Below are 24,962 nucleotides of genomic sequence, written 5' to 3' on the forward strand. Positions count from 1 at the left end.
AAGTCCCTCCTATAGGATGACCAGAACCATCAACAGAGCAGTGGTGACGAGAAACCAACCGACGTAGGTCACCGTCTGACCTGAATGGAAGGCCACCAGCTTATCGTAATAGGGTTTCAGAGCCTTTCGAAACCCCCAGTAGGAAGAGCTGGCCGGAACCGTTATCTCCTCTGAATCGGGAAGTTCGTTTCCGGAAAAATAGATCTGGTCCTGCTCGGTTCCCTTCTTGTAGTCCTGACGTCCTTGAGAACGAAGCCAGGTGGTCATGGCCCCTGCCAGTATGAAAAACAGTAGCCAGCTACCGAAATCCCAATAGCCGAAACCGGTGAAAAGACTTCCGAACATCAGATTCCACCTCCCAAGACGGCGCCGATATAGGCTCCCTTATCCACCAACGCAGTAGCGGCGGGCTCCACCAGATGGGAGACTACCCAGGTCGGGAAAAGAGACAGCCCCAATATTACGACGGTAAGAACGGCCATGCCCAGCACCATCGACGCGGGAACCTCTTTGACCTTCGAGAACTCCTTCTTCTCCGGCCCGAGGAACGCCGTCTGGAACACCTTTACGAAACTGGCCAGGGTGAGAATAGAGGTTACCAGAGCCACCACGGACAGAGCGGGATGAACCGCAAAGGACGATTCGTAGATCAACAGCTTCGAGACGAAACCGTTGAAAGGAGGTATTCCGGAGATCGCTGCAGCGGCGATCACGAACATGAAGGTCGTAAAGGGCATCCTCTTGGCCAGACCGCCCATCTTGTCCAGATCCCTGGTTCCCGTCACATAGTAGAGAGCGCCGGCAACCAGAAAGAGCAAGCCCTTATAGGTCACGTAGTTGACCATGTGGAAGATGCCGCCCTTCATTGAGGTCATTCCGAAATCGGCCATCTGTCGGGGATCTCCCATAGCTAGAAGTCCTACGCCGAAAGCCATGAGCATATAGCCCACCTGAGAGACCGAATGATACCCCATAAGTCTCTTGACCTCGTGTTGGACCACCGCCATGGAGACGCCGAAGAACATGGAGATCATTCCCAATGTTATGAGAGCCCAGGGCACAACGTCCCCTACTATGGCGGATCCGAAGACGGAAAAGACTATCCTACACAGCCCCACCAGGGAGGCCTGGCTCACCACTACGAGAAGAACAGTGACTGATGCGGGAGCCTCTGCGTAGGCATCGGGCATCCACATATGCATGGGGAAAGCCCCGCACTTCATGGCCAACGCCGTTATCATGAACACGAGAGCTACCTTCTCCGCCAAGCCGAACTGTATAACCTTTCCGACAGCCGCCATGTTCAGCAGGTTATACCTGCCATAAAGGAAACCGATGGCCAGCAACACCATCATGGCAGCGACCTGAGAGACCAGCATATACTTGAAGGACGCCTCTATGGATTCCGGTCTATCTCTCCAATAGGCTATAAGGCCGAACGAGGAGACCGAGGCTATCTCGAGAAACACGAAAAAGTTGAACAGATCTCCGGTGAGTATCAGTCCGAGCATACCAGCGGTAAGCAGGAAATACAGGGAGGAATACCAGACTTTTCCGGAAAACCTATCGAGAAAACGAAGGCCGAACAGCACCCCCGCCAGGGAGGCGAAACACCCTATGACGGCGATGAAAGAGTTGAACGAGTCGACCTCCAGAATTATCCTAACAGGATAGGCCATCCCGGAGGGCAAGGTAAGGTTCCAGGCCTTGCCGCCCATGACGTAGACCGCCGTGCCCTCGGTCGCCACGTATTGAAGCAGACAGAAAGAGAGGACGAGAAGAACCGAGGAGATCAAAACCGACCAGATCATCCTGGCCCTACGGCCGCCTAAAGCTACTATCGGGGTCGAGAAAGCCCCGAAAAGGGGAACCGCCAGCATGAGAGCGGGCAGATGTACAGACCAACTCATCCTCTCAACCTCCTGATCTCTCTGACGTCCAATGTACCATAATGACGATAGAGCATGACTATCAGAGATAGCATCAAAGCCGACGTCGCCAAAGCTATAACTATGGCGGTCAGGGTCAGAGCCTGCGGAGTGGGCAAAACGTAGACATCGACGGGGCCGGGTAAGAATTTGACCGGTATATCCCCTTTCAGCCTGTATCCCAGAACTACCAGGAACATATTGGCAGCGGACTCCATCACGCCAACCCCTATGGCGATCTTGAAAAGGTTGTTCTCCGCGATGATAGCGATAAGCCCCATCAGGAAAAGCAGACCTACCACGACAAAAGGCAGGTTAGCCATCATGACCAGTCTCCTTTCGAGAATCGGCAAAATCGTGCAGGACGATACCGCGGAACATGGACAGGATGATCACGGTAAGTCCACCGGCGACCTCGATACCGACGGCGATATCCATCACGCCTATCGTACCGGAGAAGGGGATCAGCCCGTGGGCCATCGTCTTCGCCACATCGTGCGGAACCGCCAGGAAGTTGTAGAAGAAAGCTCCCTCGGGGATACCTCTAAGCCCGAAACCGATGAACATCATCAACCCTACGAAGAGCATTATCCAGTAAATGGAGGTCTTAACCCACTCTAAAACCCTGTCCCCTCCGTGAGCGACCAGGAGAAGAGCCATAAAGGAGCCCACGATAGCTCCCCCCTGGAAACCTCCGCCGGGGGTCACGTCACCGTGGATGATGACATAGACACCGAAAATTATAAGGAACCAGGCGAAGAGGTCACAGACCGTACGTGCGACGAGAGAAAGAGGTTTACGCATTTACTTCCTCCCCTTTCTAAAAAGCATCACCACGGAACAAAGGGCCGTAAAAAGCACCGCCGACTCTCCGAGGGTGTCGAAACCACGATAGTCGAACACGATGGAGGTCACGACGTTCTCGGAAGATCTCTCCTCCATGGCATGATCCAGAAAATACTCGTCCATAGCCACGTCCCCGGGAACACCGAAAGGATGTACCGCATCCAGGCCGGAGAGAAGAATCCCCCCCAGCACCAAGGTGGCGGCGATAAATAAGGCCTTCAACTTCATCTACGTCCCCCCCTGTTCTTACGGAGACGGCCGACTCCGAACAGGGCGATCACGAAAATCGCAGTGTCCAGGGCAGCTCCTATGCTGGCCTCGGCAATAGCCACATCGGGAGCTTGGAGGATGTAGAACTCCAGAGCCATAAGAAGGCTGAAAGCTCCCAGACTTACGACAGAATACAGAAGATCTCTGAACCACACGGCGTAAAAGCCGGTCACCAGGAGCAAGATAAGATTGAAGACGTGAAATGAAGTCATCGTCTAAATCCCTCCTTGAGAAGCCTCTCGTCCCTCTCGGCCAAACTGTCTACCACCGCGTTTTTCGGGAAAGCCTTGCTCCTGTGAGCAGCCCTCGCCAAAACGTGAGCTCCAGTAGCGTTGCTTATAAGCAACGCTGCCACAACTATCACGGTGTGCAAAGCCAGGACGGAAAAACGGACCTCTCCCGTCTGGAATCGGCGGATAATGGCATAGACTATCACACCGAGGGAGAGCGATATGGTCCCGAACGTCGTGCACTTGGTGGAACCGTGCATCCTCGTGTAGACATCGGGAAAACGGAAGAGAGAGATGGTCCCCAGGGTATTGACCAACATCCCCAGCAGAAGGAACAGCACGGAAAATACGTAGATCATGCTATTTTCTCCCCTCCTCTATATAACGGGCGATAAACATGGTGCTCACGAAGGACAAAGCCGCATATACTATAGCTACGTCCACCATGACTACAGATTCGAAATGAGCCGCCAGAAGAATCATGATACCTATGACCAGGGTATTCATGGCGTCCAGGGCCACCGCTCTATCTGCCCCGGTAGGTCCCATTATCAACCTCCCGGCCATAAAAAGGACCAGAAGGGTCAGGAACCCCGCAGCCAACGCGAAAAAACCGATCATGGTCACTGAGCCACCTTTCTCGCCCACTCTCCGAAGGACCCGTATACCGCCTCACCGGAGGGATGAGGGTCGGTCACATTGATCCAATGAACGTAGAAAACCCCGCTGTCATCCTCGACATCCACCGTTAGGGTTCCGGGTGTAAGGGTTATGGCGTTGGCCAGAAGAGTCTTGGCCATCTCGCCGTGAAGCCCGGTATCAACCTCGACTATGCCGGGGTTGATCTTTCCCGTCACGATACGGATAGCTACGTCGATGTTCGCCTTGATGAGAGCCCAAAGAAACGGGCCGAAAAGAAAGTAGAGAAAACCTGCCCACCTAACCGGATTGAGACCAGCCAGACCAAAATGCCTGGCGTTGCTTCGGCTTCGGACCGATACGGCTACCACCGCAGCGAGTACCAGACCGATACCTATCTCAACCGGAGGAATCCCTTCCCCAGACCAGACCAGCAAAAGGTACATGAGGAAAGAGAGGACGAACACAAACACATACAACACCCCCTCAAAAGACTTGTCTTGCATTCTGTCGACCTTCCGTATTTTTTATACAGCCCGGACGACAAATTGTAAAAAATGTTATAGACTTCACAAAACTTCATGCCCCCCCTTGAGATCGCTCTACCACTCCCTTCGATCCATCAAAGCTACCGCCATCTATTCATACAGTCCAGGCAGAGCCAGGAATCGCCACCTTCGTCCGAGACGATAGGTCCATCGTAGACGGCTCTTTTCTCCTCCACAGCCCGGGCCAAATCGAAGGTCAAATAACCTCTGTATATTGGTAATACCCTGATTCCTCCGCATGAAGGACACTTTATATCGTCCATGTAATCGCACCTCCGACAAAAAACCCTGTAGACATTATACATGGAACAGTAACATCCTCCCAGTGGATAAGGCAAAAAAATCCCGGTCCGAAGACCGGGAAAATGGACGAAATATCGTGCCCCTACCTCTTAAAACCCAATTTTAGAGCTTTTATGTTATCGTCCCTGAACCTCTCGGGAGATAGATCCATCACCGCCGACGCCATGTCTTCCATGGAGATACCGGAGGAATCGGACGCCACCAAAGCCCCCAAGATCATCACGTTGAGGAAGAGAAACCGCCCCCCCATCTTCTCTCTGAGGATTCCATATCCGTCGACCGACAGGACTTTTATGTCCTTATCTCGAAGATATTCTCCCATTGTCCCTGTCTCGAATCTGGCTGGGTCGTCGCAGTTCACGATCAAGGTTCCGCCCGACCGAAGAAAGGACACGTTTCCTATCGCCTCGTCTGTATCGAAGGCCAGGAGGACGTCGGCATCCCCGCTCTGCACCAGAGGTCCGAAATGGTCCCCCGACTTGAAATGGCTTATGACCGAGCCTCCCCTTTGGGACATGCCGTGGACCTCGCTGCCGATTACCTTCTCGCCCCGCCTAAGGGCGATCTCTCCGAGCACCTTGCTGGAAAACAGTATGCCCTGTCCTCCGACTCCAACGATGACTATCTGCATTATCTGTCCCCTCCTTCCGGAACTATCGCACCCTTGGGACACACAGCTACGCATACACCGCAATTGACGCAATAGCGATCGTCCACCATCGCCTTACCGGTTGCCTGGTCCCAGACCAGGCCGGGACAGTTGAAATCCCTTATACAGATACCGCATCCTATGCATACAGACGGATCTACCTTCACAGGACGATACTCGGGCTTGACCTTGAGCATGGTTATACAGGGGTGACGGAATACTATGACCGCCGGCTCACCGTTGGAGGAAGCGTGTTCCCAGGCCTTTTCGATGGTCTTTTTGTTCTTTTCTATGTCGTAGGGATCCAAGACGGAAAGCCATTTCACGCCGCATCCCTTAACCGCTTCCTCTATGGAGACAGATACCCCTTCCTCGCCGGAACGCATTTTATCTCCCGTTCCAGGATGATCCTGTCCTCCGGTCATGGCCGTTATACGATTGTCCAGTATGACCAGAACGAAGGCGTGACGGTTGTAAACCGCCGTAGCCAGACCGGTCATCCCACTGTGGAAGAACGTGGAGTCACCAAGGGTGGCGAATATGGGGCGATCCGTCCCCTTGCCGTCGGCCTTGAAAGCCAGATATATGCCAGACGCGGCAGTGACCGATCCTCCCATACAGATGTTGGTATCCACCGCGTTCTGGGCTATGGCCAGACCATAGCATCCTATATCGCTGGCTACCACCGCATCGGGGAAGACCTTCCTTATCGAGAAATAAGCCGGACGGTGAGAGCATCCGGGGCAAAGTCTGGGACGTCTCCTCTCCGGGGAAAGCTCCTCCTCTATTTTATTAAAAACCTCGCGGTCCGAAAGATCCTCCTTGACCCCGAGCGCCCTGAGAAGTACCGACTCCACGACCTCCGGGACCAACTCCCCGGTCTTAGGAACCCAACCGTTCCACCTTCCCATGACGGCGGTCCTGTTCGGGATCTGTCCCTCGACAACCGGTTGAGTCTCCTCCAAAACCAAAACTCGGTCGTGTCTGTCGACAAAATCCTCCACCAGGTTCACAGGCAGAGGTACAGGAGTACCTATCTTCAGTATGGAGACGTCCTTCCGTCCCAGCCGATTGAGTATATCCCTGACAACCGAGTAGGATATGCCGCAGGCTATGACACCCAAATTGGCGGGCTCTTCAGAGGGCACCTCGAAGTTATAGCGATCCATCGCTCCGAATTCGCCACGAATCGCCTCGAAACGAGCGGAATGATCGTCGAGAAAACCGTGTATAACCGCCGGCATGACTATCCTCTTGCCGGCGGGTTTACGGTCGAAAACAGCGTCCCTCTGGGAAACCACGTTTTCTATAATCTCCACGTCCTGCCGACAGTGGTCAACCCTTACCGTGGGTCTGAGCATGGCCATGATCCCGTATCTATCGGCCAGATCGAATGCGTCCGCAACCATGGCCTTCGCCTCCCTTGCGTCGGAAGGGTCAAAACAGGGTATTTTGGCCGCCGAGGCGTAGGATCTGCTGTCCTGATCGTCCTGGGATGCGTGACATCCCGGATCGTCGGACACCACGACCAACAGGCCTCCGTCCAATTTCTGATGGGCCACGCTCATGAAGGGATCTGCTGCCACGTTCAACCCGACCTGTTTCATCACGGCACAGCTTCTCTTTCCGGCATAACAGGCCCCTATGGCCATCTCTAGGGCAACCTTCTCGTTGGCCCCCCATTCCACCTGGGTATTGGTCCCCATTTCGTCGGAATATGCCGCTATGGCAGGCAATATCTCCGACGAAGGAGTTCCGGGGTAGGCCGTGGCGACGGCACACCCCGACTCCACAACCCCTCTGGCTATTGCCTCGTTTCCAAGCAGTATTCTTCTCTCTGACATGAAGTCACTTCCCCCTTCGGCAATTCGTGAGTCAATCTTCTTTCCTGACCTCTCTTATGTAGGAATAAATCGTGTATTTCGTCTTACCGGTCTCCTGAGCCAGGGTCTCGACCGCCCCCTTCAAAAGAAAAAAGCCCCCCTCGTCCAGGTCCTTAACCGCCTCGAGACACTCCTGTTTAGAGCATAGGTGCAGAGGTTTTCCGACCTTTCCTCTGAGCACCCTCAGGTTACGCTCCAGAAGATCCTCGAACTTACCCTGAGGACCATCCACGTCGAACTCGGAATAGGCCGCCGAGGGATCCACCGCTACCAAAAAATCGACCATTCCCTTGACCATCTCCGCCTTGGTCATGTCGTAGTTGACGCACATATATCCCACGATCTCTCCGGTATCATCCTTAAGATAAAAGGTGTTCGAACGTATCCGCTTGCCGTCCTTCGATCGGGTGAGATAGTTGACCACGTAGTCCCGATCCTGTTCCTCGGCGGACTTCAGGACATAGAGGGCGAAATCTCTCAGAGGCGAACCTACGGATCTGCCCGTGACATGGCCGTTCTCTATGGCCACGACCGAGTGATCCGGATCGGAGACGTCGTGCAGAACCACCTCGTAATCGGGGCCCAGAGCCAAGGCGAGCCCCTTTACCATGGGCAGCATGGATCTCAATATCGGATGCAGCTTTTCCACAGAGACTCCCCCTCACACTTTTGACGTCACATCAAAAACGTGACATGTCATCTTTATACAAAAAAATTGATATTCCGTCAATCCTTTGATATGCTTTATCGGAATTAGAGCGCACAAAAGAGATCACAGGGGGTAAGAGTATGACAGGGGATATGAGGAAAGCCCTTAGATACAGGTGGGCCGTATGGGGAGCCATGGTACTGGCTTATATGGTGGTGTTTTTTCACCGTCTCGCCGCAGGAGTTGTCAGAGCGAACGTAACGGAAGCCTTCGACCTCTCTTCCGCAGCCTTCGGAAACATGGCATCGGCCTATTTTTACGCATACATGCTCATGCAGATCCCGGTGGGACTCATGGCCGATTCCCTGGGAGCCAGGGTAACCGTGTCGATCGGAATGATGCTGGCGGGAACCGGATCGGTACTCTTCGGCACAGCGTCCAGCTACGGTCTGCTGCTGATCGGAAGATTTTTGGTCGGGATAGGAGTGTCCACCGTATTCGTCTCGATCCTGAAGGTCCAATCCCAGTGGTTCAGGGAAAGGGAGTTCGGAACGATGTCAGGACTGACCTCTCTGGTCGGTAACCTGGGAGGGGTGCTAGCCCAGGCGCCATTGGCTATCCTGGTAGGTCTGTTCAGCTGGAGAGCCTCTTTCGTGACCATAGGCGTGGCTACCTTCGGCATCGCCGCTCTTTGCTGGATCGTGATACGAAACACCCCACAGGAGAAGGGCTTCCCCGCCATAGACGAATCGAACGACATCGGAGAAGATGTCGTGCCGATTCCTCTTATGACCACACTTAAGGAATCCGCTTCGGACTGGCGCATATGGCCGGTGTTCGTGTTTTTCGGATGTTACAGCGGAGTTTATCTGGCTCTTTCCGGAACCTGGGGGACCCCTTATTTACAGGACGTATACGGAATGACGGTACAGCAGGCCTCCTCCATGGTCTCCTTTGCCGTTTATGGAACGATCGTCGGAGGGATAACCGCCGGTTCCATTTCGGACAGGATAGGAAAGAGAAAGCTGCCACTGATCTTGATGAACATATTGGCGACCGCGACTTGGTTGGCGATAGTGGTACTGTGGCAGGGCAAACCGCCGATATGGGCAATAAGGCCCCTTTTCTTTATGGTGGGATTCTTCGCCACGTCATACGTCATATCCTGGGCCATAGTCAAGGAGATAAACAGACCCCAATCGACCGGGGTAGCCATAGCCCTGGTCAACACCGGGGCTTTTCTGGGAAGTGCCGTCATAACCACCGTGATGGGAATGATGCTGGAAAACATGTCACATCTCGCCTCTCAGGAAAAATTCACCGCCGCTCTTGGCGTATGTCTGGGAGCGACCGTCCTGGGGCTGATATGCTCGCTGGTCTTCCCTGAAACCAACTGTAGAAACGTATCTAAAGGTCGTTAGGACTCCTCTAGAAACTCACGTCCGAGAAATAGCGTTTTTAGAGATGCCCTGTAGCTTCATAGAAGCAAAGAATACAAAAATAGACGGCAGATCGTGTTTTGCCACGATCTGCCGTCTATTTATCTTTCTATGAAAGGACCCTTTTCCTTCCCGGTAATATGCACTATTTTCATCTCTAAAACCTCTACCTTATCCAAAAGGGCTCTGGGACGAGGGATATCCACCCCTTGACGACAATAGTGTGCCGCCAACACGGATAGAGCGTGTCTTTTCCTATCCTCTTCGTCGTCGGGGATCACCGATACCTCCCCGAACCCCACCACGCTCCGGTAGGGAAGGTCAAGCCCCGACCTCTTTTTGGGCGCAGGAATTGGAAGGACATCGACCTCGACGCAAAAGGAAGCCCTCGGATTTTTCTTTATTATATCGATCTTCTTGCCTTCCTTGGCAGAGTGAAAATACATATGACCCGGCTCGTATCCAAAGGTTATCGGCAGCACGTAGGGCCACTCTCCGTCGAAAAGAGCCAGATGACAGACTTGAGCACGATCCAAGATTGAATCTATACGATCTTGATCCCTAACCTCTCTCTCCTCCCGCCTCATAGGACGATGCAGCATAAAAGGATCCCTCCTCTATCGAACGTACAAAGATATCAAACTCTCCCTAAAAACAACTACAGAATCACATACCCAGAGAAGACGACAACAGCCACCCCGAGTACATCATGGATGCAGCGAGAAGGCCAGCCCCTTCGAACCTGTTTATCCTGCCCTTTCCTCTAAATCCGTAACATATTACGAAAAGAGAAAGGGTCAAAGCCCCCATAACGGCCATGTCTCTGGATAGAACCTCAGGGGGTACATCCATAGGGCAGATCGCCCCGGCAAGACCGACCACCGCCAAGGTGTTGAAAAGGTTCGATCCCAAGACGTTCCCCAAAGCCATTTCGTGCTCTCCTCTCCTACATGCCATGATGGAAGAAGCCAGCTCGGGCAGGGAAGTTCCCAGAGCCACCACGGTAAGACCGATAATAAGATCGCTGACGCCCATACGATGAGCGAGGTCGACAGCTCCCCAGACCATAAGCTTGGAGGAGATGACCAAAACGATCAAACCGACAAGCAAATCGAAGGCATCCCTGCGGTTAGATCTGTCCGAAGCCTTAGATAACGACTCGTTTCCTGATTTTACACTGTGTCCCCTACCATTAACAACTCCCCAGGTCAGGATAACCGCAAATAAGAGGAGAAGGACCATTCCGTCTAGCCGGGAAAGTCTGCCATCGTAAAGCTGAAAGGCCGCCAACAACGTCACGACAGATAAGACCGGAAGCTCTTTCCGCAATACTCCTCCACTTACTGCTATAGGAGAGATCACCGCGGTAACTCCCAAGATAACCGCTATGTTGGCTATATTGGAGCCGTAAGCGTTGCCTAAAGCGATTCCAGGATTCCCCTGAAAAGCGGATAACACGGAAACGACCATCTCGGGAGCGGATGTACCGAAACCCATTATCACCATGCCTATCAACATGGGAGACATTCCGGACTTCTTCGCAGACGAGGCCGCCCCCTCTACAAAACGATCGGCGCTCCATATCAGGAGCGCCAGCCCAAAAACGACGGCAAAAACCGAGAGGACCATAATTTTACACAACACACCTTTCGATAGGACAGATAAATCTCGAAGACATCGTCGTAAGGATACCACAAAAACAGAAAAGCTTAGTCTTTTGCTGTTCTTTTATTCAAAAGCCTGGCGTATACCTTCTCCATCGACCTTCCAAACTCCTCCATACCGTATTTCCGGGAAAACGCCTCGGCGTTTTCCGATATCCTCTTGCTGAGGTCGGGATCCTCTATCAAAGTCCGAATTCTATCGGACCAAGAAGCCCTATCCAGAAGGGTTTTATAGCCGTTGATTCCATCCCTGATGAAATCGTCCACTCCGCTTGACCTGACCGCCACTACCGGCAATCCCATGGTCAAAGCCTCCAGCACCACCATACCCTGGGTCTCCGAACAGGAAGCGAAGACAAACAGATCGCCCAAACCATAGTAAACCGGAATACTTTCAGGAGACACAGCTCCTACCAGAATCACCGTATCGCCCAATCGAAGGTCGGAGATAGCGGCTTCTACCTCTTCTCTATCAGGGCCGTCCCCCACTATGAGAAATTTGAAAGAGACATCGCAATTATCCCGAAGCGACGCTAGGGCCTCCAGCATAAAAAGGATGTTCTTCTCCTTGCTCAACCTGGAGACCGTTATCAATATTTTTTCCTCTCCCAAACCCAGTTTATCCCTCAGTTCTTCCACCTGAACTCGACACACCCTGGAAAAAAGCTCCCTGTCTATGCCGGTGGGGAGCACAAAAAGAGGCCGCCGAACCCCTATCATACGAAGGTAATACTCCGCAGATTCGGTAGGTACCACCACTCCATCGCATTTATTGCAAAAATGCCGCACCATGGCGTGAGAGAGAAAATTACGAAACAACGCCCCCGGGATGGGAACAGCGTGATCGAAACGATCCAGTCTGGTGTGGTAGGTATAGACAACCGGCACACCTATCCGTCCGGCTATAAACAACCCGACGGAGCCTAGCCAATAGGGATGATGAACGTGGATTATATCGGGCTTGAAACCCGATACTGAGCGGTATATACGGGGAAGAAAAATGTTGGAGACCGCCACCCCGAAAACCCTGAAACCCCTGAGGATAGGAGGAACACCCAGAACCCCTTCCTCGCCCTTTCCGTCTCCGGGAGCCACTACGATCACCCTGTGTCCCAGAGAGCTCAAAGCCCGTCTCAGCCTGTCCACCGACACGGGAACTCCGCCGATGAAAGGGAAGAAGGTATTGGTGAACATGGCAACCCCTATAGGTCTATTCAACATCGGATCGGAGGGACTATCGAAATCGGGGTAGTAATTTTTCTCGACGAATACCACCGAATAAAGCCATATCGCCACAGCGGCACACATACATACCATCAAAAGAAAGTTAACGTACCCGACGTAGAAAAGCGAATGGACGAAAAACCAAAGACTCTCCAAAGTCCGAAAGAACGGATGTTGTCCGATATCCAGCCTTACCGGCTCTATCGAGATACCGTCCTCATCCACCCTCACCTGCACATAATGGTAGAAGCTAAGATCATCGTTCAAGAGCAAACCGCCCGAGCCTCCGGTTATTATGTACTTGACCCCGTCGCAGAAGGTCTCGTCGAAAAAGGGCAGATTGGCCGAAAAAACGACATCGACACCGAAACGGGAGAACATCGAGACCAGTTTTTGCCCCACGTCCTGATCCAAAAAGGATTTGCTCGAAACCCCTACAAGCCCTACTGTATTTACCGGAATAGGAGGTCGTCCCACGAAAACGAAGACATGCTCCTCCGAGGATCCGGCCATCAGATCCTCAAACCATCTAAACTGCCAATCCCACGAGGTCTTCCCGGTCCCATCCAGAAAAACGAACCTGCTGCCTCCTGCCACGAAGGTGAACAGGTACGGACCGTAGTGTTCGTAAAACCGACCACCTCCGAAAGCACTCTCCTCGTCCTCCCCAAAGGTGAGCATATAGGGTATGTCCAGCTTCTCCATGGTACTGTGAAGAGCCCTGTACTTGTCCTCCCCTCCACCGCTAACCGCGTTTCCGGCGGAGACCACGAAATCCGTCTTGCTCGAGTTCAGGAGGGGAACGATTTTTTTCTCGAAAATCCCGATCGAGTTCTTTACGTTCCCAACGACGGTAAAGGAGAAACTGGACCTCCCCTTTAAACGCCTCTCTATTCTTTCCATCTGAACGGCATGAACCGCTCCGTAATCCTCCTCCACAAAATTGAGGTACAACTTATACCCAACCAAGAAGATCACGACCATTAAGTTGACGTAGAAGAGGATCTTAAGTTCTCTGGACCTACGCACCGCAACGTCTCCGACCGAATAAATCGGTCAACGTAAAGAGAAAGCCTATTCCCATTCCCAGATATATGGTCAGAAAACGCCAGATAACTATCACCGAGACCAACTCGGAGGAAGGGATCGACGACAGAAAAAAAAGGCCGAATAGTCCCTCGGCAAAACCAGCTCCACCGGGGGTAGGCGAGAAGTACATTATAAAAGTCGTCAAGATCAAGAGCCCTACGGAAAGAAGATAGGGCACGGGATAACCGGTCCCCCGAAGAAGAAAAAAGGGAAAGGAGAAGAGGGCCATCAGAAAAACGGCCGTACATACCACGGACAGAAGGATATCGGCACCTCCTCTGCTACAGCGTCTGATATCCCTAGAAAAACGCACGATCTCCTTTACCGCTTTGGATCTCCAGGAAACTGCCCTGGCTCTGTCGATCACCTTGGTTCGGCAAAGCAGGTTAAGCCCCCTATGGAGGACAAAGATCATCCAGTTCCTCTTAAGCAGGGCCAGACAGAACAGAAACAGATAGACGATCCCTAAAAATGCGAAGCCCAAGGACAGAATCCCCCCTCCCAAAGAGGTCGAAAAGGGATGTAAAAAGAGTAACAAAAAAGGAGAGACCCCGAATATACAGACAGTGGCTAGGAAGGTCCTCAAGGTAGTAGCCGCCGTCGCAGTTCCGAGAGGGACACCGAACCTCCGGAGATACCATATCTGGGCAAAGCCTCCACCGGTTGCCATAGGGGTTATATTCGAGAAAAATATGTTTACAAATACCAGTTTGGCCAATCCCACTAAAGGGATCCTATATCCCATCGACCGGAGAACATAGAAGAGCCTCAGTCCGTCGCAACAGAAATAGACAACCAAAAGCCCTAGCAAACAGACCACGGTACGAAGAGACAAAAATCCATAGCCCACGTGAAAATCGCCTCCCAGCCCTTTGGAGATAAACACCGGAGCAAGGACGCTCAAAGAGACGAAAAGCAAGGCGAATAAAACAAGACGAAGCTTCCCTATTTGCTCTATCACATTGGCGGAAAAATCCTTACGATTCGAGGCCACCGTACCATCGCTCCCTTCATTTTCGGACACATCATACCAGATCCATGGAACTCCACACAGGAGGGCTACTTGACCTCATACAGCTAAAGAGATAGACTGTAAAATACTTTATTTTGGATACACAAATAAACTACAGGAGGTTTTGTTATGGTCACACAGGAGAAAAAGCGCTCCTCATTTCCACACGTATTCGTCATACTCCTATCCATAATGGTAGCAGCCATGGTGGCTACCTGGTTCGTTCCAGCCGGAGAGTTCAGCAGACAGTTGGACCCGAAGAGCAATCGGACCGTAATAGTACCGGACAGCTTCCACTCGGTCGAACAGGCACCGGTCGATCCATTCCAGATGTTCGTAGCCGTCCAGAAAGGCATGACCCAGGCGGGATCGATAGTCTTCTTCATATTTATCGTATTTTCTTCCATTTATGTCGTGATGTCGACAGGGGCCATAGACGCCTTCATAGCCTGGATGGTCCGCAAGACCAGGTCCAACCCAGCTTCGGCCAACATCACATTCGGAGTTCTCATGGCCGTATTCATGATATGGGGATCCACCGGAACCCTGTCCTACGAGGAGATGATAGCCTTCGTCCCCATCTTCGCCAGCTTGGCCTTGGCTCTGGGATATGACCCCATAGTGGGATTGGCGGTATCGTTCGTCTCAGTCGGAATAGGATTCGCATCAGCTACGGTAAACCCATTCACCATCGGGGTGGCGCAGACCATTTCGGAACTTCCCCTTTTCTCCGGACTAGCCTACAGGCTGTTGATATTGGCGGTTATGGGAAGCATAACCATAGCATGGACCCTCAGATATGCCGCAAAGATCAAAAACGACCCATCCAAGAGCGTGGTAAGCGACCTGGACTTCGAAGACTTGGAATTCGACGAAGAAAAGGTGAACCTTAAGTTCACAAAAACCCACAAAACCGTCCTAATGCTTTTTTTGATTACCATACTGATCGCAGGGTTCGGACTTCTTAAGCTTCACTGGTATATCAACCAGCTGGCTGGGCTGTTCCTCATCATGGGTATTCTGGTAGGCATAGCGGACAGAAAGGCACCCAGCCGCATCGCCGAGCTTTTCGTTGAAGGGATGAGCAAAGGCGTCCTCTCCGCGATGGTGGTAGGAGTGGCACGGGGAATCTTGGTCGTATTATCGGAAGGTAAGATCGTGGACTCCATAATAAACGGAATGGCGAACCTTCTGGGTCAGGGATCAGCCTATCTGAGCTCCGTCGGAATGCTGCTTTTCCAGACTATGATGAATTTCCTCGTTCCATCCGGATCGGGACAGGCGGCCACTACCATGCCTATAATGGCCCCCTTGGCCGACCTGTTGGAGGTTAAAAGACAGGTAGCGGTGTTGGCCTTTCAGTTCGGCGACGGATTCTCCAACCTGCTTTGGCCGACAGGCTTCATTCTGATCGGTTGCATCCTGGCTAAGGTGCCACTCAGCCGCTATCTCCGTTGGTTCCTTCCCCTCTACGCAGTGCTCTTCGTCGTTCAAATCCTGTTCCTCTGGGGAGCTATAGCCATAGGTTATGGCCCGTTCTAAACACATAGGGATCGATACGATGACAGATGAATCGAGAAAGGATATTCTGCGTCTATTGGAGGAGATCGCACCGAAACCGGAAAAGCTGGCCCTGGACCTATGGAAAAATCCCGAGCTGGGCCTTGAGGAGAGATACGCCGCCGACAGATACGAAGAAATTCTTTCCCTTGAGGGATTTCAGGTCCAAAGGGGGATCGGCGACCTGGACACAGCCATCTCGGCTAGCTGGGGCTCCGGCTCCCCCTTTATAGGATTTCTGGGAGAATACGACGCTCTGCCTGGAATAGCCGAAGACGGTGGCCCGGGGCACGGATGTGGACACAACCTCCTCGGAGCCGCATCTCTAGGGGCTGCCATGGCCCTGAAGAAATACATGGAAAAACTGAATCTGTCCGGAACGGTGGTCTTCTATGGATGCCCCGCCGAGGAAAACAACGGCGGAAAGGTCTATATGGCAAGAGACGGCTGCTTCTCCGAGCTGGATGCCGCCCTGACCTGGCACCCCTCTGACGTAAACGCCGTATGGGAGGCGGGAACTCTCGCCCTGAACGCCTGTAACTTCGTCTTCAAAGGTGTCACCTCCCATGCGGCCAAGTCTCCGGAGGCGGGCAGAAGTGCCCTGGACGGAGCCATACTGATGGACGTAGGGGTCAACTACCTGAGGGAACACATGATCCAGGAGGCACGGATCCACAGCGTTATAACCTCTGGCGGCAAGACTCCCAACGTGGTCCCAGCCGAGGCAACTATATGCTACTACGTCAGGGCTCCCAGGCGAGACCAGGTGGAGCCTCTTTTCGAAAGGGTGGTCAACTGCGCCAAGGGAGCAGCTCTTATGACCGATACGACCTTCGAGATCGATATGATCGACGGACTTTACGACTACCTGCCCAACCCAGTGTTGAACAAGGTCGCGTCAAAGATAATGTCGGAACTTGGAGGACCGAAATTCGACGCGGTCGATCGAGAGAAGGCGGCTAAGTTGCAATCCAGCCTTCCGGAAAAAACGGTCAAAGAGGCTTTCAAAAAATACGGGGCCACCGCAGATTTTCTGGGCCGGGAGCTTAGCGATGTCTATCTTCCAGGAGGAGGCCCCATGGCAAAGGGAAAAACCATGGCGGGATCGACCGACGTGGGAGACGTATCTCACGTCGTACCAACCATTCAGATAACGACCTGTACCATGCCGATAGGGACCTCTCTACACTCCTGGCAGAGCAACGAATCCTTCGGTAGCACCATCGGATTGAAGGGTATGAACTTCGCCTCTCAAGTGCTTGCCCTGACCGCCTTGGAGCTTTTAAAGGACGAGTCTCTGTTGAAAAAGGCAAAAGACGCCTTCGAAAGGGATACCGAGGGAGAGCCTTACGAGAGCCCGTTGATTCCCGGAGCTAGACCGAAGATAAGATAAAGACGGACGGGTTATAAAAACGGCCGGGTAACTATTCAGTCCCCCCTCCTATGAACGCCACCGCTTCACCGTAGCTCACGAACTGGGACACTACGTCCTCGGCCACCAAGCAGCCTTTTCCCTGGAATTGTGAGCTCCGAGAGAGAAACATACTGGACAGTACCCGCGGTATCAACGCCCTTTTCAGATCGGCCGTTATGTCGTGTCTGGCCTGTCCCGTGGCTATTCCATACCGCAGGACTTGCCCCTCTATTTGAGATACCCTGTGAGCCGTCTCAATGTGTCCCTGGTCCTCTATCCGACGAAAGACGGTCAACCCACAAATACAGTAGCCGTCGGGATCTGCGACGATCCCGACGGCTACGAAATGGCTAATGGTGGAGGCGCGGACCACAGAATACTCCCTAATTGCAAGAGGTTACGTAGTTTGGAGACACCTTGGAGACAAAAACATGCCTAAACGGCTACTTTTCCAAAACACTAGACGACGTACCTCCGCCTATCGCTTTGTTTCCCTTTCCAGCCATTTTAGCAGAAGCTCCTGACCGAAGTCTAGAATCTGTCCGGCACTGTATCCGGCCATGGCCACGACGGCGGAAGTCAGCCAGGCATTGAGTCCTATTCCAGAGCAGAAACACTGGACGACCACCCCGGCGAATCCCGCCGTTATCATTCCGCCTATAAACTCGCCCCATGAGAACGGCTCGGATCTGTGGAGCCTCACGTATCGAACGAAGGATCCCACCATAGCCATGAGTGCGGCGGGGAATATGATCCCCGCCAGTTTTCTGAGGGCTTCAACGTAGTCGTGCATGGTCCCTCCTTCACTTTATCTCGTCTATCAACCCGGCCACCCTTCGACGTACCCAACCCCACAGAAACTTTCGTTGGCTGGAGTCCCCCTCGACGATCTTCACATAAAACCTGGTCCGCATCGCAAGAACACTCATTGATAGGGCCTCGGGCGAATTGCCGTCCAGAGCCTTTTTCAAGGTTTTTAGGGTGTTAGGACCTATGACCCCGTCGACGCTAAGGTCCGCATCAGCCACGAAGTTCAGGGTCTTCTGCAGCAGCCGTCCAGCTCCCCCCACGCCGTGGTTCACGGCACAGTCGAACATGACGAGGTCCAGCGGGTTCGGCATTCCGTCGGCTTCTATGGGCTCCCAGTAGTCGGACCAGTAGATCAGGGCGGCGTCGGCCTTCGACAAAGATCGTATGTCCTTATGGGAGACTATCTTTCTCTCGTAGGCGGATCTAAGGGTACCTTCCGTTATGCCGTAATTGGTCCGTCCTCCCCTATCGTCCGGATCGTTCACATATCCTCCCTCGAATCCCAACACCACGGAGAGGACTTCAGAGAACCTGTCCGTCACTTCGTCCCCCTCCCCTCCCAGGGCAAAGGGCCCGCTATATCCAATATGTCCCTGCCATGGATCGCCAGCTCCTCTATCCTGTCCAGCCCCCAGTCGTGACCGAGGCGCTCGTTCAGTTTGTCCACGGCATAGTCCACCAGTCCTCGGATGATGGGGCCATCGAAGGGCTCCAGAAACCATGGAAGGACTATCAAGCCATCCAGGTATTCCACGACGGCGTCTCTCTTGTCCTTTGACTGAAGCCCCGAGATCTCGTCCTTCACCTGCGAGGTGGCCAACTCGGCGAACACGACTATACGCCCGACAAAATCGACCACATTCGACAGATTCTCCCTTGCCTTCTTGAGACTGTTCCACTCGGACAGCTCGTTCATCCGCTCTTTCAGATACCTAGCGTCGGCCACCAGAGTGCTCAGGGCTTCCTTGATCTTTTCGACGTTCTCTCTCATCGGGATTCCTCCTCTTTTCGGAACAAAAAAAGGGAAGCCCACGCCGAGCTTCCCCGAAACTTTATGCCGTTCGCTACGCCTCCGGCGTCTCCAATTCCATACCCAACCTCAAAGCTCCCACCATGACGACGTTGCTCTTCGGAGGGGCTCCCGGCGTCTTTATCTGATCCCATATCCGGTCCATCTTCGAAGACAAACCACCCATTCCCGACAACACCGGGGAGAGATCTATGTCCGTCTGCTTGATGAAACGTCCCATCAAGACACCTCCATAACGAGAAGATTCACTGTTGCCCCCGCCGAGGAAGACAGGGAGATCTCCCCCAGCCGTCCCCAGTCCAGACTATCGAGGTCGAGCCCGTAATTCCCATCCAGCCTTATGGCTCTTTCGCCCAGATGGATCTCCGCAACGTCGTCCCCCTCGGTGGCCGCCTGGAGAGAGAGCTTGCCGCAATAGGGGACCGGCAATGTCACGGTCTCACCGGGCGGGACGGTCACCTCTCCGGAATACAACACCTGAGAGCGAGGCTTAGGATCGTCGGAGACGACGGTAAGCCCGATCTCCTCGGCGGGAATGAAAAAGGGCACCCGTTTTTCCTCGCCGGGTACCCAGTAATGCCGCCCGAAAGATATCGGGTAGGACTTTTCGTTTTTATATGTAGGCATGGATCTAACCTATCTGGAGCATGCGTCCGGGAAGATGGACCCGATATCTCTTGCCATCCAGCCACCCCACGGACCCGACGGAAAGAGCCTCCGGCGTCGCTAAAACCCCGGGGACTGCCCCCCTTATCTCCTCGGACGTATAGGCGAAAAGATCCGTTACGACGGGGCCGCCACTGACGGAATCCGTAGAAATAGGTGGCGAAGGAGCAAAAAGTTGCATCGTGATAGTTCCCTCCGGGTTGGATTCGCTACCTAAAACGACCAGATGCTCCCCCTTGCTGGGCGGCGAAAAGGCACAACAAAGATCAGTGTCGAAGATAGCAGGGAAAGCCCCATCAAGGCCGTTGCCTTTAGAAGTGTCCACAAGGACGAGCCCCAGCACCCCGGAGTGTTCCTCTCCTTCGTCATAGCAGAAAAAAACGCCACCTTCGTTGCTGATTACCGAAGAGGTTATGGGCAAAATTCTCCAGGGAGTGGGAGATACCAGCTGATCTTCTAAAAAACCCGTCCCTATCCGCATAATGGTCCCAGATATCACGATCGGGGCGCCTAGCCCTTCGCTAGTCTGCCCGAAATAGATGCGGGGAGTTTCATGGTACTTATACCAGCTTGGACGGAAAGGCTTGCACTGGATGTTCTCAAGAAAGGCACTCATGACAACGGCGGATGTCCCGTTATAAGGATATTCCAGTGTGTCGGAAGTAAAAAGATTAACAGACACATAGTTGTTATTTGATTTGTCCGTCAGACCAAGACGACTTATCGGGTTTTTACCTCCTATACGCATCACTTTCTCTTTATTACGCGACAGAGGGCCTCCAAACAAGTAGCCGTTGTCTATGTTTATGTAGGCTCCACAGTTGAGCTCATACGAAGTTGTATTTGACGCCTTGCCAAAATACGAGAATAAGATACTTAATCCCAAAGGACCCTCGGGGAGTGGCGTCTGCGAGTTTATCACAGGGGCCATGAAATCCGTCTGGCTTATGATCCCCAGCATCGTAGAGCTCGCTTCCAATGTCATGATATCTCCGTCTAGCTCTCCAAGGTACACTCTTCGAGGTAACAGTTCGGGGGTACTTGCGAACTCGTATATAGGATCCTTCGCCTCCACGTACAACCCGTCTTTCACCTTCGCCACGATGTGGTAGGGGTACTCCACCCCGTCGTGGACGTGTTTTTCCTCCTTGAGTATCTCCAACCCGCCTATGGCCGCCAATTTCTTCATTAGCACCAGGGGGTGACACCCCAGAGTATCAATCCTTTTTACCGCCATTACATTACCTCCCTATTGAGATATGACCCTGAGCCGGGCCGTCAGTACCGAGTTCGGCGCATCGTAAGGCAGAGACACCCTCAAGAAACACCGTCTTCCGCTCCACTGTCGGATATTTCCTATGGCGTGCCCCCTTTCGTAGGAGTAATCCATACGGACCTCCGAATCCACGGCGGGAGCGGCCCCGAAGGTAATCGTCCCCTTTACGTTGTTGAGGGCGTAGTCCGTCACCTCCTGCCCCCCTACCAGCACCTTCGAGACTTCACGTATCAAAGGGGTGCCGGTGTCGAATATCTTTTTACTCCCGTCTCCAGTTCCAACCAGACGGTTCTCCACGGAGAAGGCCCCGCCCAGCTTGAAAAAAGCGGTCTCCGCATCGTCGGCCATGTCGTTCTGGCTATATGGATTATCAAGACCGGAGCTCCTGGTCTCGTAATATCCTCCCTGACAGACGGGATCCACGTAGGAGAACAGCACGGACTCGTTGGCCTCCGGAGGCTCCGCTATGTACAGGCTCTCGCCGTCGTCTTGGATCTCGAAGCCTGTTCCCTCCGGTATCTCCACCCCTCCCACCAACAACTTCAGTGGCGTCAGACATCTGGACGGAAGGGGAAAGGATCTGGTAACCCCGTCTCCGGCAAATCCAGCCACCTGCTCCATGGTCACTATTACGGCGTTGGCGTCGGTGGACCCTACGGAGTAGGCATAATCGCAGGTGACCACCTTCCCGTCGGCAGGAGGGGACGAAAAAACTATCAGACCGTTCTCGTGGTCCACCGAGACCCCCGTCGCAGGTGAGCCGTCCACCTTGACCGCGACTGGAGCCTCCGGATGGTTCACCAGCGGCTTGAACTGGGTGGCAAAACTGACCCTCGCTCCGTCGGCGGTCCCCAGCAACTCGCCGGACACCTGAGTCGGCCTGTCGTTCCATAGACGAAACCCTATCTGTACGCTGGTCGTCCCGGTGTCTATGGCCCCGAAGTCCAACCGGCTCAGTGGATACGCATCGTCGCTCGTTCTCAACTGCATTATCGGCATATCTATTCCTCCCTTTTTTCTTCCTCTTTCCATAGCCGGGCCATCCGGTCCAGTTCCTCAGGCGACTGCCGTATCACCACCGGAAAAAACCGGGCATACCAGGTATGGAGAGCCATCCTCGTCCACCATTCGCCGAACCCGAACACCTCTAGAGCCTTGTCGTAATCCCCGATGGACAGGGAGCATCTGCCATGGCCGAACAGGGCCACGATCGCCCCATCCTCACGAGACCCCAGGCTTACCAGTTCCCAATCGGTCGCCTGCTCCAAGACATACGGAGAGGGGCTCGTCTCGCACCGGACCGACAGCCAGACCCCCGTCCAATGTCGAAGCATCACCCAGGTGGTCCCTTCCTCGTCGACCTCCAGCCTCGCATCGACCAGCGGGACGGTGGGGTCTATGGCCGCCGCAGAAAGTATCTGATGATCGTAGGTCTGACCCATGGTCACCGCCGGACGGTTTATGTCCTGGGCTTTCTCTCTCCACAGATCCATCCTCTCCACCATGTTCTCCGCCAGCGCCGCCTCGGGGTTCCCCGTCGGCTCCGGAAGAGGATACAGACAGGGTTTATTCCCGAGAATGGAGTCTATGTCCTCCTTTACCCCGCCGCTTCCCCCAGGCCAGGTTCCCCACCTAGCCCAGTAGGTGGAGGGGACCAATCCGGCGGCCTTTTCTCCTACCTCTCCCGCCTCCTCCGGGTCGATCCGGCGCGCCCCGCTCCGACAGACCCCCCAGACCTCCGGCTTGGGGTCGTTGCCGGTGGCCTCTTTCAGCTTGGAAAAAACAGCCATAGGCTCGTCTCTGACCGTAGCCCATCCGGCGAAAGTCCAGAAATAACCAGGTCCGGCGTCCACCTCTTCCCATTCTTGGAATAGAGGGTCTCCAACGTACAGCCGTTGATTCGGCAGAGTGTAAACCAGCATGGCGTCCCCGAAGGAGTCCTCCAGGTACTTGTTGAAAGCCTCCTGAACCATCAGGGCTCCGTACAGGGCGAACCCTCCTCCGAGACCGACGAGAGGCATTAGGAAAGACCAGTCGGTGGTCTCCAGTAACTTCCGATAACGTATCCTTCCTACCGGGGCGTGGAACAGACTCCAGTCCGCACCGGGGAAGTGGTGAACGTGGTAATTCCCCTGTCCATACGGGGCCACCAGTCTGTCGGAACAGGGCCATGAAACCCGGTTTTTCTCCCAGCCTCCACCGTCGTACTTCCATGCCATCACATCGAGGGCCTCGTCTTCGTAGTTGTCTCCGGATAGATAGATCAGGCCGTCGGAAGTTACCGACATTCCCTTTCGGTTGTCCCTGTGTGTTCCGTCGTGAAAGTCGTTTGAACCGTCGCTATCGCCCAAGCCTTCCAGGTTCGGAGGGCTTCCCCGAACTCCCAGATCCGGCAAATCCCACCAGCCTATTTCCAGAGGATCCCCCGCCCTGCCCAGCCAGGGGATGCAGAGGTCTTCCGGCTTCACGTCCTGGGAAAAACGCTCTCCTCCCTCGCCTACCGCCTCCACCGGGGAACTACTTTCAAGGCAGACCTTTTCGTTAGCCGAATGGGACCGGACGAAACCATGTCCCTCAGAAACCTGGATATCTCCCACCTCCGGGACTATGTGCCGTCGCATGGTCCGCATATCCGTGATAACCGCCCCACCGGAGGCCTCTGCAATCAGAAGAGGCCCCGCCGCATCGACCGGCTCTGCTTCTCCGGGAAAACACCATCGCTCCATGGTCCTTGCCGCCCCTCCCAGTTTCGAAGGGATATCTCCGTACGGCCACCAGAAAAAGACTTTCCCGTCCAGAGAAAGAACCCCGGGGAGGGCCAGATAACCCCATCGGGGAGATAGAAAGCCCTCCTCGATCTCGTATAGCCTCGTCTCCTCCCCCCAAAGGTGGAGGGCATAAGGACCACGGACCGACAACAGCCGACCTCGTGGGTCCCCCTCTCCCGCCGCTACATGGACAGCTCCACCTCGTACCGGGATAACCTGTCCCGGTTCTTGCCCTTGGAGCTCTCCGCTATGGACCACCGACAACCCCAGACAGGTACCGTCGGAGTCGAAGGAAGTAGGCACCAACAGGGCCCTCCCGGCCGACTTGCTCCCGGCCCCATACAAGACGCCACCGTCCAGCCACAGCCCGCCGAAGGAAGGCTCTGTCATCTCGGTTTCCGCGGCGGGGTCGCAGTCGTACCAGGTCATGCCGTAGACCCCGGAGGACCCTGCGATGTCTCCGATCTCGAACCGCTCCACTTCCATCAGCCTGGCGGCAAGTGCCGCCCTTTCAAGACCCTTGGCCTTGTCTGCCGCCTCGCGAAGTTTGCGGTACTCCTCCCGCTCCCATCTGTAGGCAAAACTCAAAGGCGTATAGCACCACCGGCCGAAAAAAGCCGACTCAACAGAGGAGAGAGAAGGAACGAACGGAGCCGTGTCGCTATCGTCGCACCGGTCCACCCACCAGCCGGAGTTACCGGCGTCGGGCATCGGGCAGGGCATCTCCACGGAGACGAAAACCCCGTCCACGACCAGGCCGCCGGAGACCAGAGCCCAGTCGTACCCCGACAGGACCGCCTCGTCGCATAAAAAAAGAGGGGACAGGCCCTCGCCTACCCCCTCTTCTCGATTCCATATATATACACCGCTCTCGAAAAGCCAGATCCGCCCGTCCCCCGATACCTCGATCAATTCTCCGGATTCGTCCGGCTTCCCGGCCTCCCTATCGAGGAGACGGATTTTAACCGTCTCCGGCACGGCGAAGGGAACCCTGCCAAGCACGTGGCCGGACAACCGCCCGACCGGACCCGTGTAGACTCTCGCTTTCGTCATTTCATTCACCGC

At 54.1% G+C, this 24,962-nt stretch carries 29 protein-coding genes; 3 read left to right on the forward strand and 26 right to left on the reverse strand.

Translation table 11 applies throughout. The features are described 5' to 3' along the window. Window positions 1-9: 9 nt before the first annotated feature. From mbhI to DPEP_RS12355, 13 genes are all read right to left on the reverse strand, one after another. Window positions 10-345: a membrane-bound hydrogenase complex subunit MbhI gene (gene mbhI / locus DPEP_RS12295; protein ID WP_005662526.1), complete on the reverse strand. Its 336-nt coding sequence runs from the start codon at window positions 343-345 to the stop codon at window positions 10-12. After that, on the reverse strand, window positions 345-1,910 hold the full coding sequence (locus DPEP_RS12300; RefSeq protein WP_005662528.1) for a proton-conducting transporter transmembrane domain-containing protein: 1,566 nt from the start codon (window positions 1,908-1,910) through the stop codon (window positions 345-347). The genes mbhI and DPEP_RS12300 overlap by 1 nt, the downstream gene beginning before the upstream one ends. Further along, on the reverse strand, window positions 1,907-2,254 hold the full coding sequence (locus tag DPEP_RS12305) for a sodium:proton antiporter (protein ID WP_040382680.1): 348 nt from the start codon (window positions 2,252-2,254) through the stop codon (window positions 1,907-1,909). The genes DPEP_RS12300 and DPEP_RS12305 overlap by 4 nt, the downstream gene beginning before the upstream one ends. After that, a complete protein-coding gene (locus DPEP_RS12310; RefSeq protein ID WP_005662531.1) occupies window positions 2,244-2,732 on the reverse strand; it encodes an MnhB domain-containing protein in 489 nt (162 codons plus the stop codon). The genes DPEP_RS12305 and DPEP_RS12310 overlap by 11 nt, the downstream gene beginning before the upstream one ends. Then, window positions 2,733-3,002, reverse strand: coding sequence for a hydrogen gas-evolving membrane-bound hydrogenase subunit E (gene mbhE / locus DPEP_RS12315; RefSeq protein WP_005662533.1), 270 nt, complete (start codon window positions 3,000-3,002; stop codon window positions 2,733-2,735). Continuing rightward, on the reverse strand, window positions 2,999-3,256 hold the full coding sequence (locus tag DPEP_RS12320) for a Na(+)/H(+) antiporter subunit B (RefSeq protein WP_005662535.1): 258 nt from the start codon (window positions 3,254-3,256) through the stop codon (window positions 2,999-3,001). Before DPEP_RS12320 ends, mbhE begins: the two co-directional genes overlap by 4 nt. Continuing rightward, window positions 3,253-3,633 (reverse strand): monovalent cation/H(+) antiporter subunit G, encoded by a 381-nt coding sequence (gene mnhG, locus DPEP_RS12325; protein ID WP_005662538.1) that lies wholly within the window; start codon window positions 3,631-3,633, stop codon window positions 3,253-3,255. Before mnhG ends, DPEP_RS12320 begins: the two co-directional genes overlap by 4 nt. A 1-nt stretch (window position 3,634) precedes the next feature. Next, window positions 3,635-3,895, reverse strand: a complete 261-nt coding sequence (locus DPEP_RS12330) for a monovalent cation/H+ antiporter complex subunit F (protein ID WP_005662539.1) — start codon at window positions 3,893-3,895, stop codon at window positions 3,635-3,637. Window positions 3,896-3,897: 2 nt separating this feature from the next. Beyond that, a complete protein-coding gene (locus DPEP_RS12335) occupies window positions 3,898-4,386 on the reverse strand; it encodes a Na+/H+ antiporter subunit E (protein ID WP_050771339.1) in 489 nt (162 codons plus the stop codon). Between the two features lie 155 nt (window positions 4,387-4,541). Continuing rightward, on the reverse strand, window positions 4,542-4,724 hold the full coding sequence (locus DPEP_RS12340) for a hypothetical protein (RefSeq protein WP_005662543.1): 183 nt from the start codon (window positions 4,722-4,724) through the stop codon (window positions 4,542-4,544). 122 nt (window positions 4,725-4,846) lie between these two features. Then, complete coding sequence (locus DPEP_RS12345; RefSeq protein WP_005662544.1) at window positions 4,847-5,395, reverse strand: 2-oxoacid:acceptor oxidoreductase family protein; 549 nt, start codon at window positions 5,393-5,395, stop codon at window positions 4,847-4,849. After that, window positions 5,395-7,257, reverse strand: coding sequence for a thiamine pyrophosphate-dependent enzyme (locus DPEP_RS12350; RefSeq protein ID WP_005662545.1), 1,863 nt, complete (start codon window positions 7,255-7,257; stop codon window positions 5,395-5,397). Before DPEP_RS12350 ends, DPEP_RS12345 begins: the two co-directional genes overlap by 1 nt. A 31-nt stretch (window positions 7,258-7,288) precedes the next feature. Continuing rightward, window positions 7,289-7,945, reverse strand: coding sequence for a helix-turn-helix transcriptional regulator (locus DPEP_RS12355; protein WP_005662547.1), 657 nt, complete (start codon window positions 7,943-7,945; stop codon window positions 7,289-7,291). Window positions 7,946-8,085: 140 nt separating this feature from the next. Here DPEP_RS12355 and DPEP_RS12360 point away from each other — a divergent pair, with 140 nt between their 5' ends. Then, on the forward strand, window positions 8,086-9,366 hold the full coding sequence (locus DPEP_RS12360; RefSeq protein ID WP_005662549.1) for an MFS transporter: 1,281 nt from the start codon (window positions 8,086-8,088) through the stop codon (window positions 9,364-9,366). Between the two features lie 119 nt (window positions 9,367-9,485). Here the strand turns inward: DPEP_RS12360 and DPEP_RS12365 are convergent, their stop codons facing one another. The 4 genes from DPEP_RS12365 to DPEP_RS12380 form a co-directional block, all read right to left on the reverse strand. Next, window positions 9,486-9,986, reverse strand: coding sequence for a pyridoxamine 5'-phosphate oxidase family protein (locus DPEP_RS12365; RefSeq protein ID WP_005662551.1), 501 nt, complete (start codon window positions 9,984-9,986; stop codon window positions 9,486-9,488). 64 nt (window positions 9,987-10,050) lie between these two features. Continuing rightward, window positions 10,051-11,013 (reverse strand): calcium/sodium antiporter, encoded by a 963-nt coding sequence (locus tag DPEP_RS12370; RefSeq protein WP_005662553.1) that lies wholly within the window; start codon window positions 11,011-11,013, stop codon window positions 10,051-10,053. Between the two features lie 80 nt (window positions 11,014-11,093). After that, window positions 11,094-13,301 (reverse strand): glycosyltransferase, encoded by a 2,208-nt coding sequence (locus DPEP_RS12375; RefSeq protein WP_005662555.1) that lies wholly within the window; start codon window positions 13,299-13,301, stop codon window positions 11,094-11,096. Beyond that, the gene (locus DPEP_RS12380) at window positions 13,294-14,385 is read right to left on the reverse strand and encodes a lysylphosphatidylglycerol synthase transmembrane domain-containing protein (protein ID WP_198003092.1); all 1,092 of its coding nucleotides are present in this window, start codon (window positions 14,383-14,385) and stop codon (window positions 13,294-13,296) included. The genes DPEP_RS12375 and DPEP_RS12380 overlap by 8 nt, the downstream gene beginning before the upstream one ends. Before the next feature lie 117 nt (window positions 14,386-14,502). Here DPEP_RS12380 and DPEP_RS12385 point away from each other — a divergent pair, with 117 nt between their 5' ends. Next, complete coding sequence (locus tag DPEP_RS12385; protein WP_005662560.1) at window positions 14,503-15,915, forward strand: YfcC family protein; 1,413 nt, start codon at window positions 14,503-14,505, stop codon at window positions 15,913-15,915. Continuing rightward, a complete protein-coding gene (locus DPEP_RS12390) occupies window positions 15,902-17,326 on the forward strand; it encodes an amidohydrolase (RefSeq protein WP_005662563.1) in 1,425 nt (474 codons plus the stop codon). The genes DPEP_RS12385 and DPEP_RS12390 overlap by 14 nt, the downstream gene beginning before the upstream one ends. Window positions 17,327-17,357: 31 nt before the next feature. Here the strand turns inward: DPEP_RS12390 and DPEP_RS13815 are convergent, their stop codons facing one another. The 9 genes from DPEP_RS13815 to DPEP_RS12435 form a co-directional block, all read right to left on the reverse strand. After that, a complete protein-coding gene (locus tag DPEP_RS13815) occupies window positions 17,358-17,720 on the reverse strand; it encodes a phage integrase central domain-containing protein (protein WP_005662565.1) in 363 nt (120 codons plus the stop codon). A gap of 105 nt (window positions 17,721-17,825) precedes the next feature. Further along, the gene (locus DPEP_RS12400) at window positions 17,826-18,140 is read right to left on the reverse strand and encodes a phage holin family protein (RefSeq protein ID WP_005662567.1); all 315 of its coding nucleotides are present in this window, start codon (window positions 18,138-18,140) and stop codon (window positions 17,826-17,828) included. Window positions 18,141-18,150: 10 nt separating this feature from the next. Next, window positions 18,151-18,699: a glycoside hydrolase family 108 protein gene (locus tag DPEP_RS12405; protein WP_005662569.1), complete on the reverse strand. Its 549-nt coding sequence runs from the start codon at window positions 18,697-18,699 to the stop codon at window positions 18,151-18,153. Beyond that, complete coding sequence (locus DPEP_RS12410) at window positions 18,696-19,148, reverse strand: hypothetical protein (protein ID WP_005659027.1); 453 nt, start codon at window positions 19,146-19,148, stop codon at window positions 18,696-18,698. The genes DPEP_RS12405 and DPEP_RS12410 overlap by 4 nt, the downstream gene beginning before the upstream one ends. A 73-nt stretch (window positions 19,149-19,221) precedes the next feature. After that, window positions 19,222-19,407, reverse strand: coding sequence for a hypothetical protein (locus DPEP_RS12415; protein WP_005659029.1), 186 nt, complete (start codon window positions 19,405-19,407; stop codon window positions 19,222-19,224). Next, window positions 19,407-19,736 carry a hypothetical protein gene (locus tag DPEP_RS12420; protein ID WP_156775051.1) on the reverse strand — a complete coding sequence of 110 codons (330 nt, stop codon included), beginning with the start codon at window positions 19,734-19,736 and terminating at the stop codon, window positions 19,407-19,409. Before DPEP_RS12420 ends, DPEP_RS12415 begins: the two co-directional genes overlap by 1 nt. An 82-nt stretch (window positions 19,737-19,818) precedes the next feature. Next, on the reverse strand, window positions 19,819-21,090 hold the full coding sequence (locus DPEP_RS12425; protein WP_005662572.1) for a hypothetical protein: 1,272 nt from the start codon (window positions 21,088-21,090) through the stop codon (window positions 19,819-19,821). Window positions 21,091-21,102: 12 nt separating this feature from the next. Next, window positions 21,103-22,161, reverse strand: a complete 1,059-nt coding sequence (locus DPEP_RS12430; RefSeq protein WP_156775135.1) for a hypothetical protein — start codon at window positions 22,159-22,161, stop codon at window positions 21,103-21,105. Continuing rightward, window positions 22,131-24,962: hypothetical protein (locus DPEP_RS12435; RefSeq protein ID WP_005662577.1), on the reverse strand; the 2,832-nt coding region annotated here is incomplete at its 5' end. The genes DPEP_RS12430 and DPEP_RS12435, both read right to left, overlap by 31 nt.

The organism is Dethiosulfovibrio peptidovorans DSM 11002 (assembly GCF_000172975.1).
Taxonomy (GTDB): domain Bacteria; phylum Synergistota; class Synergistia; order Synergistales; family Dethiosulfovibrionaceae; genus Dethiosulfovibrio; species Dethiosulfovibrio peptidovorans.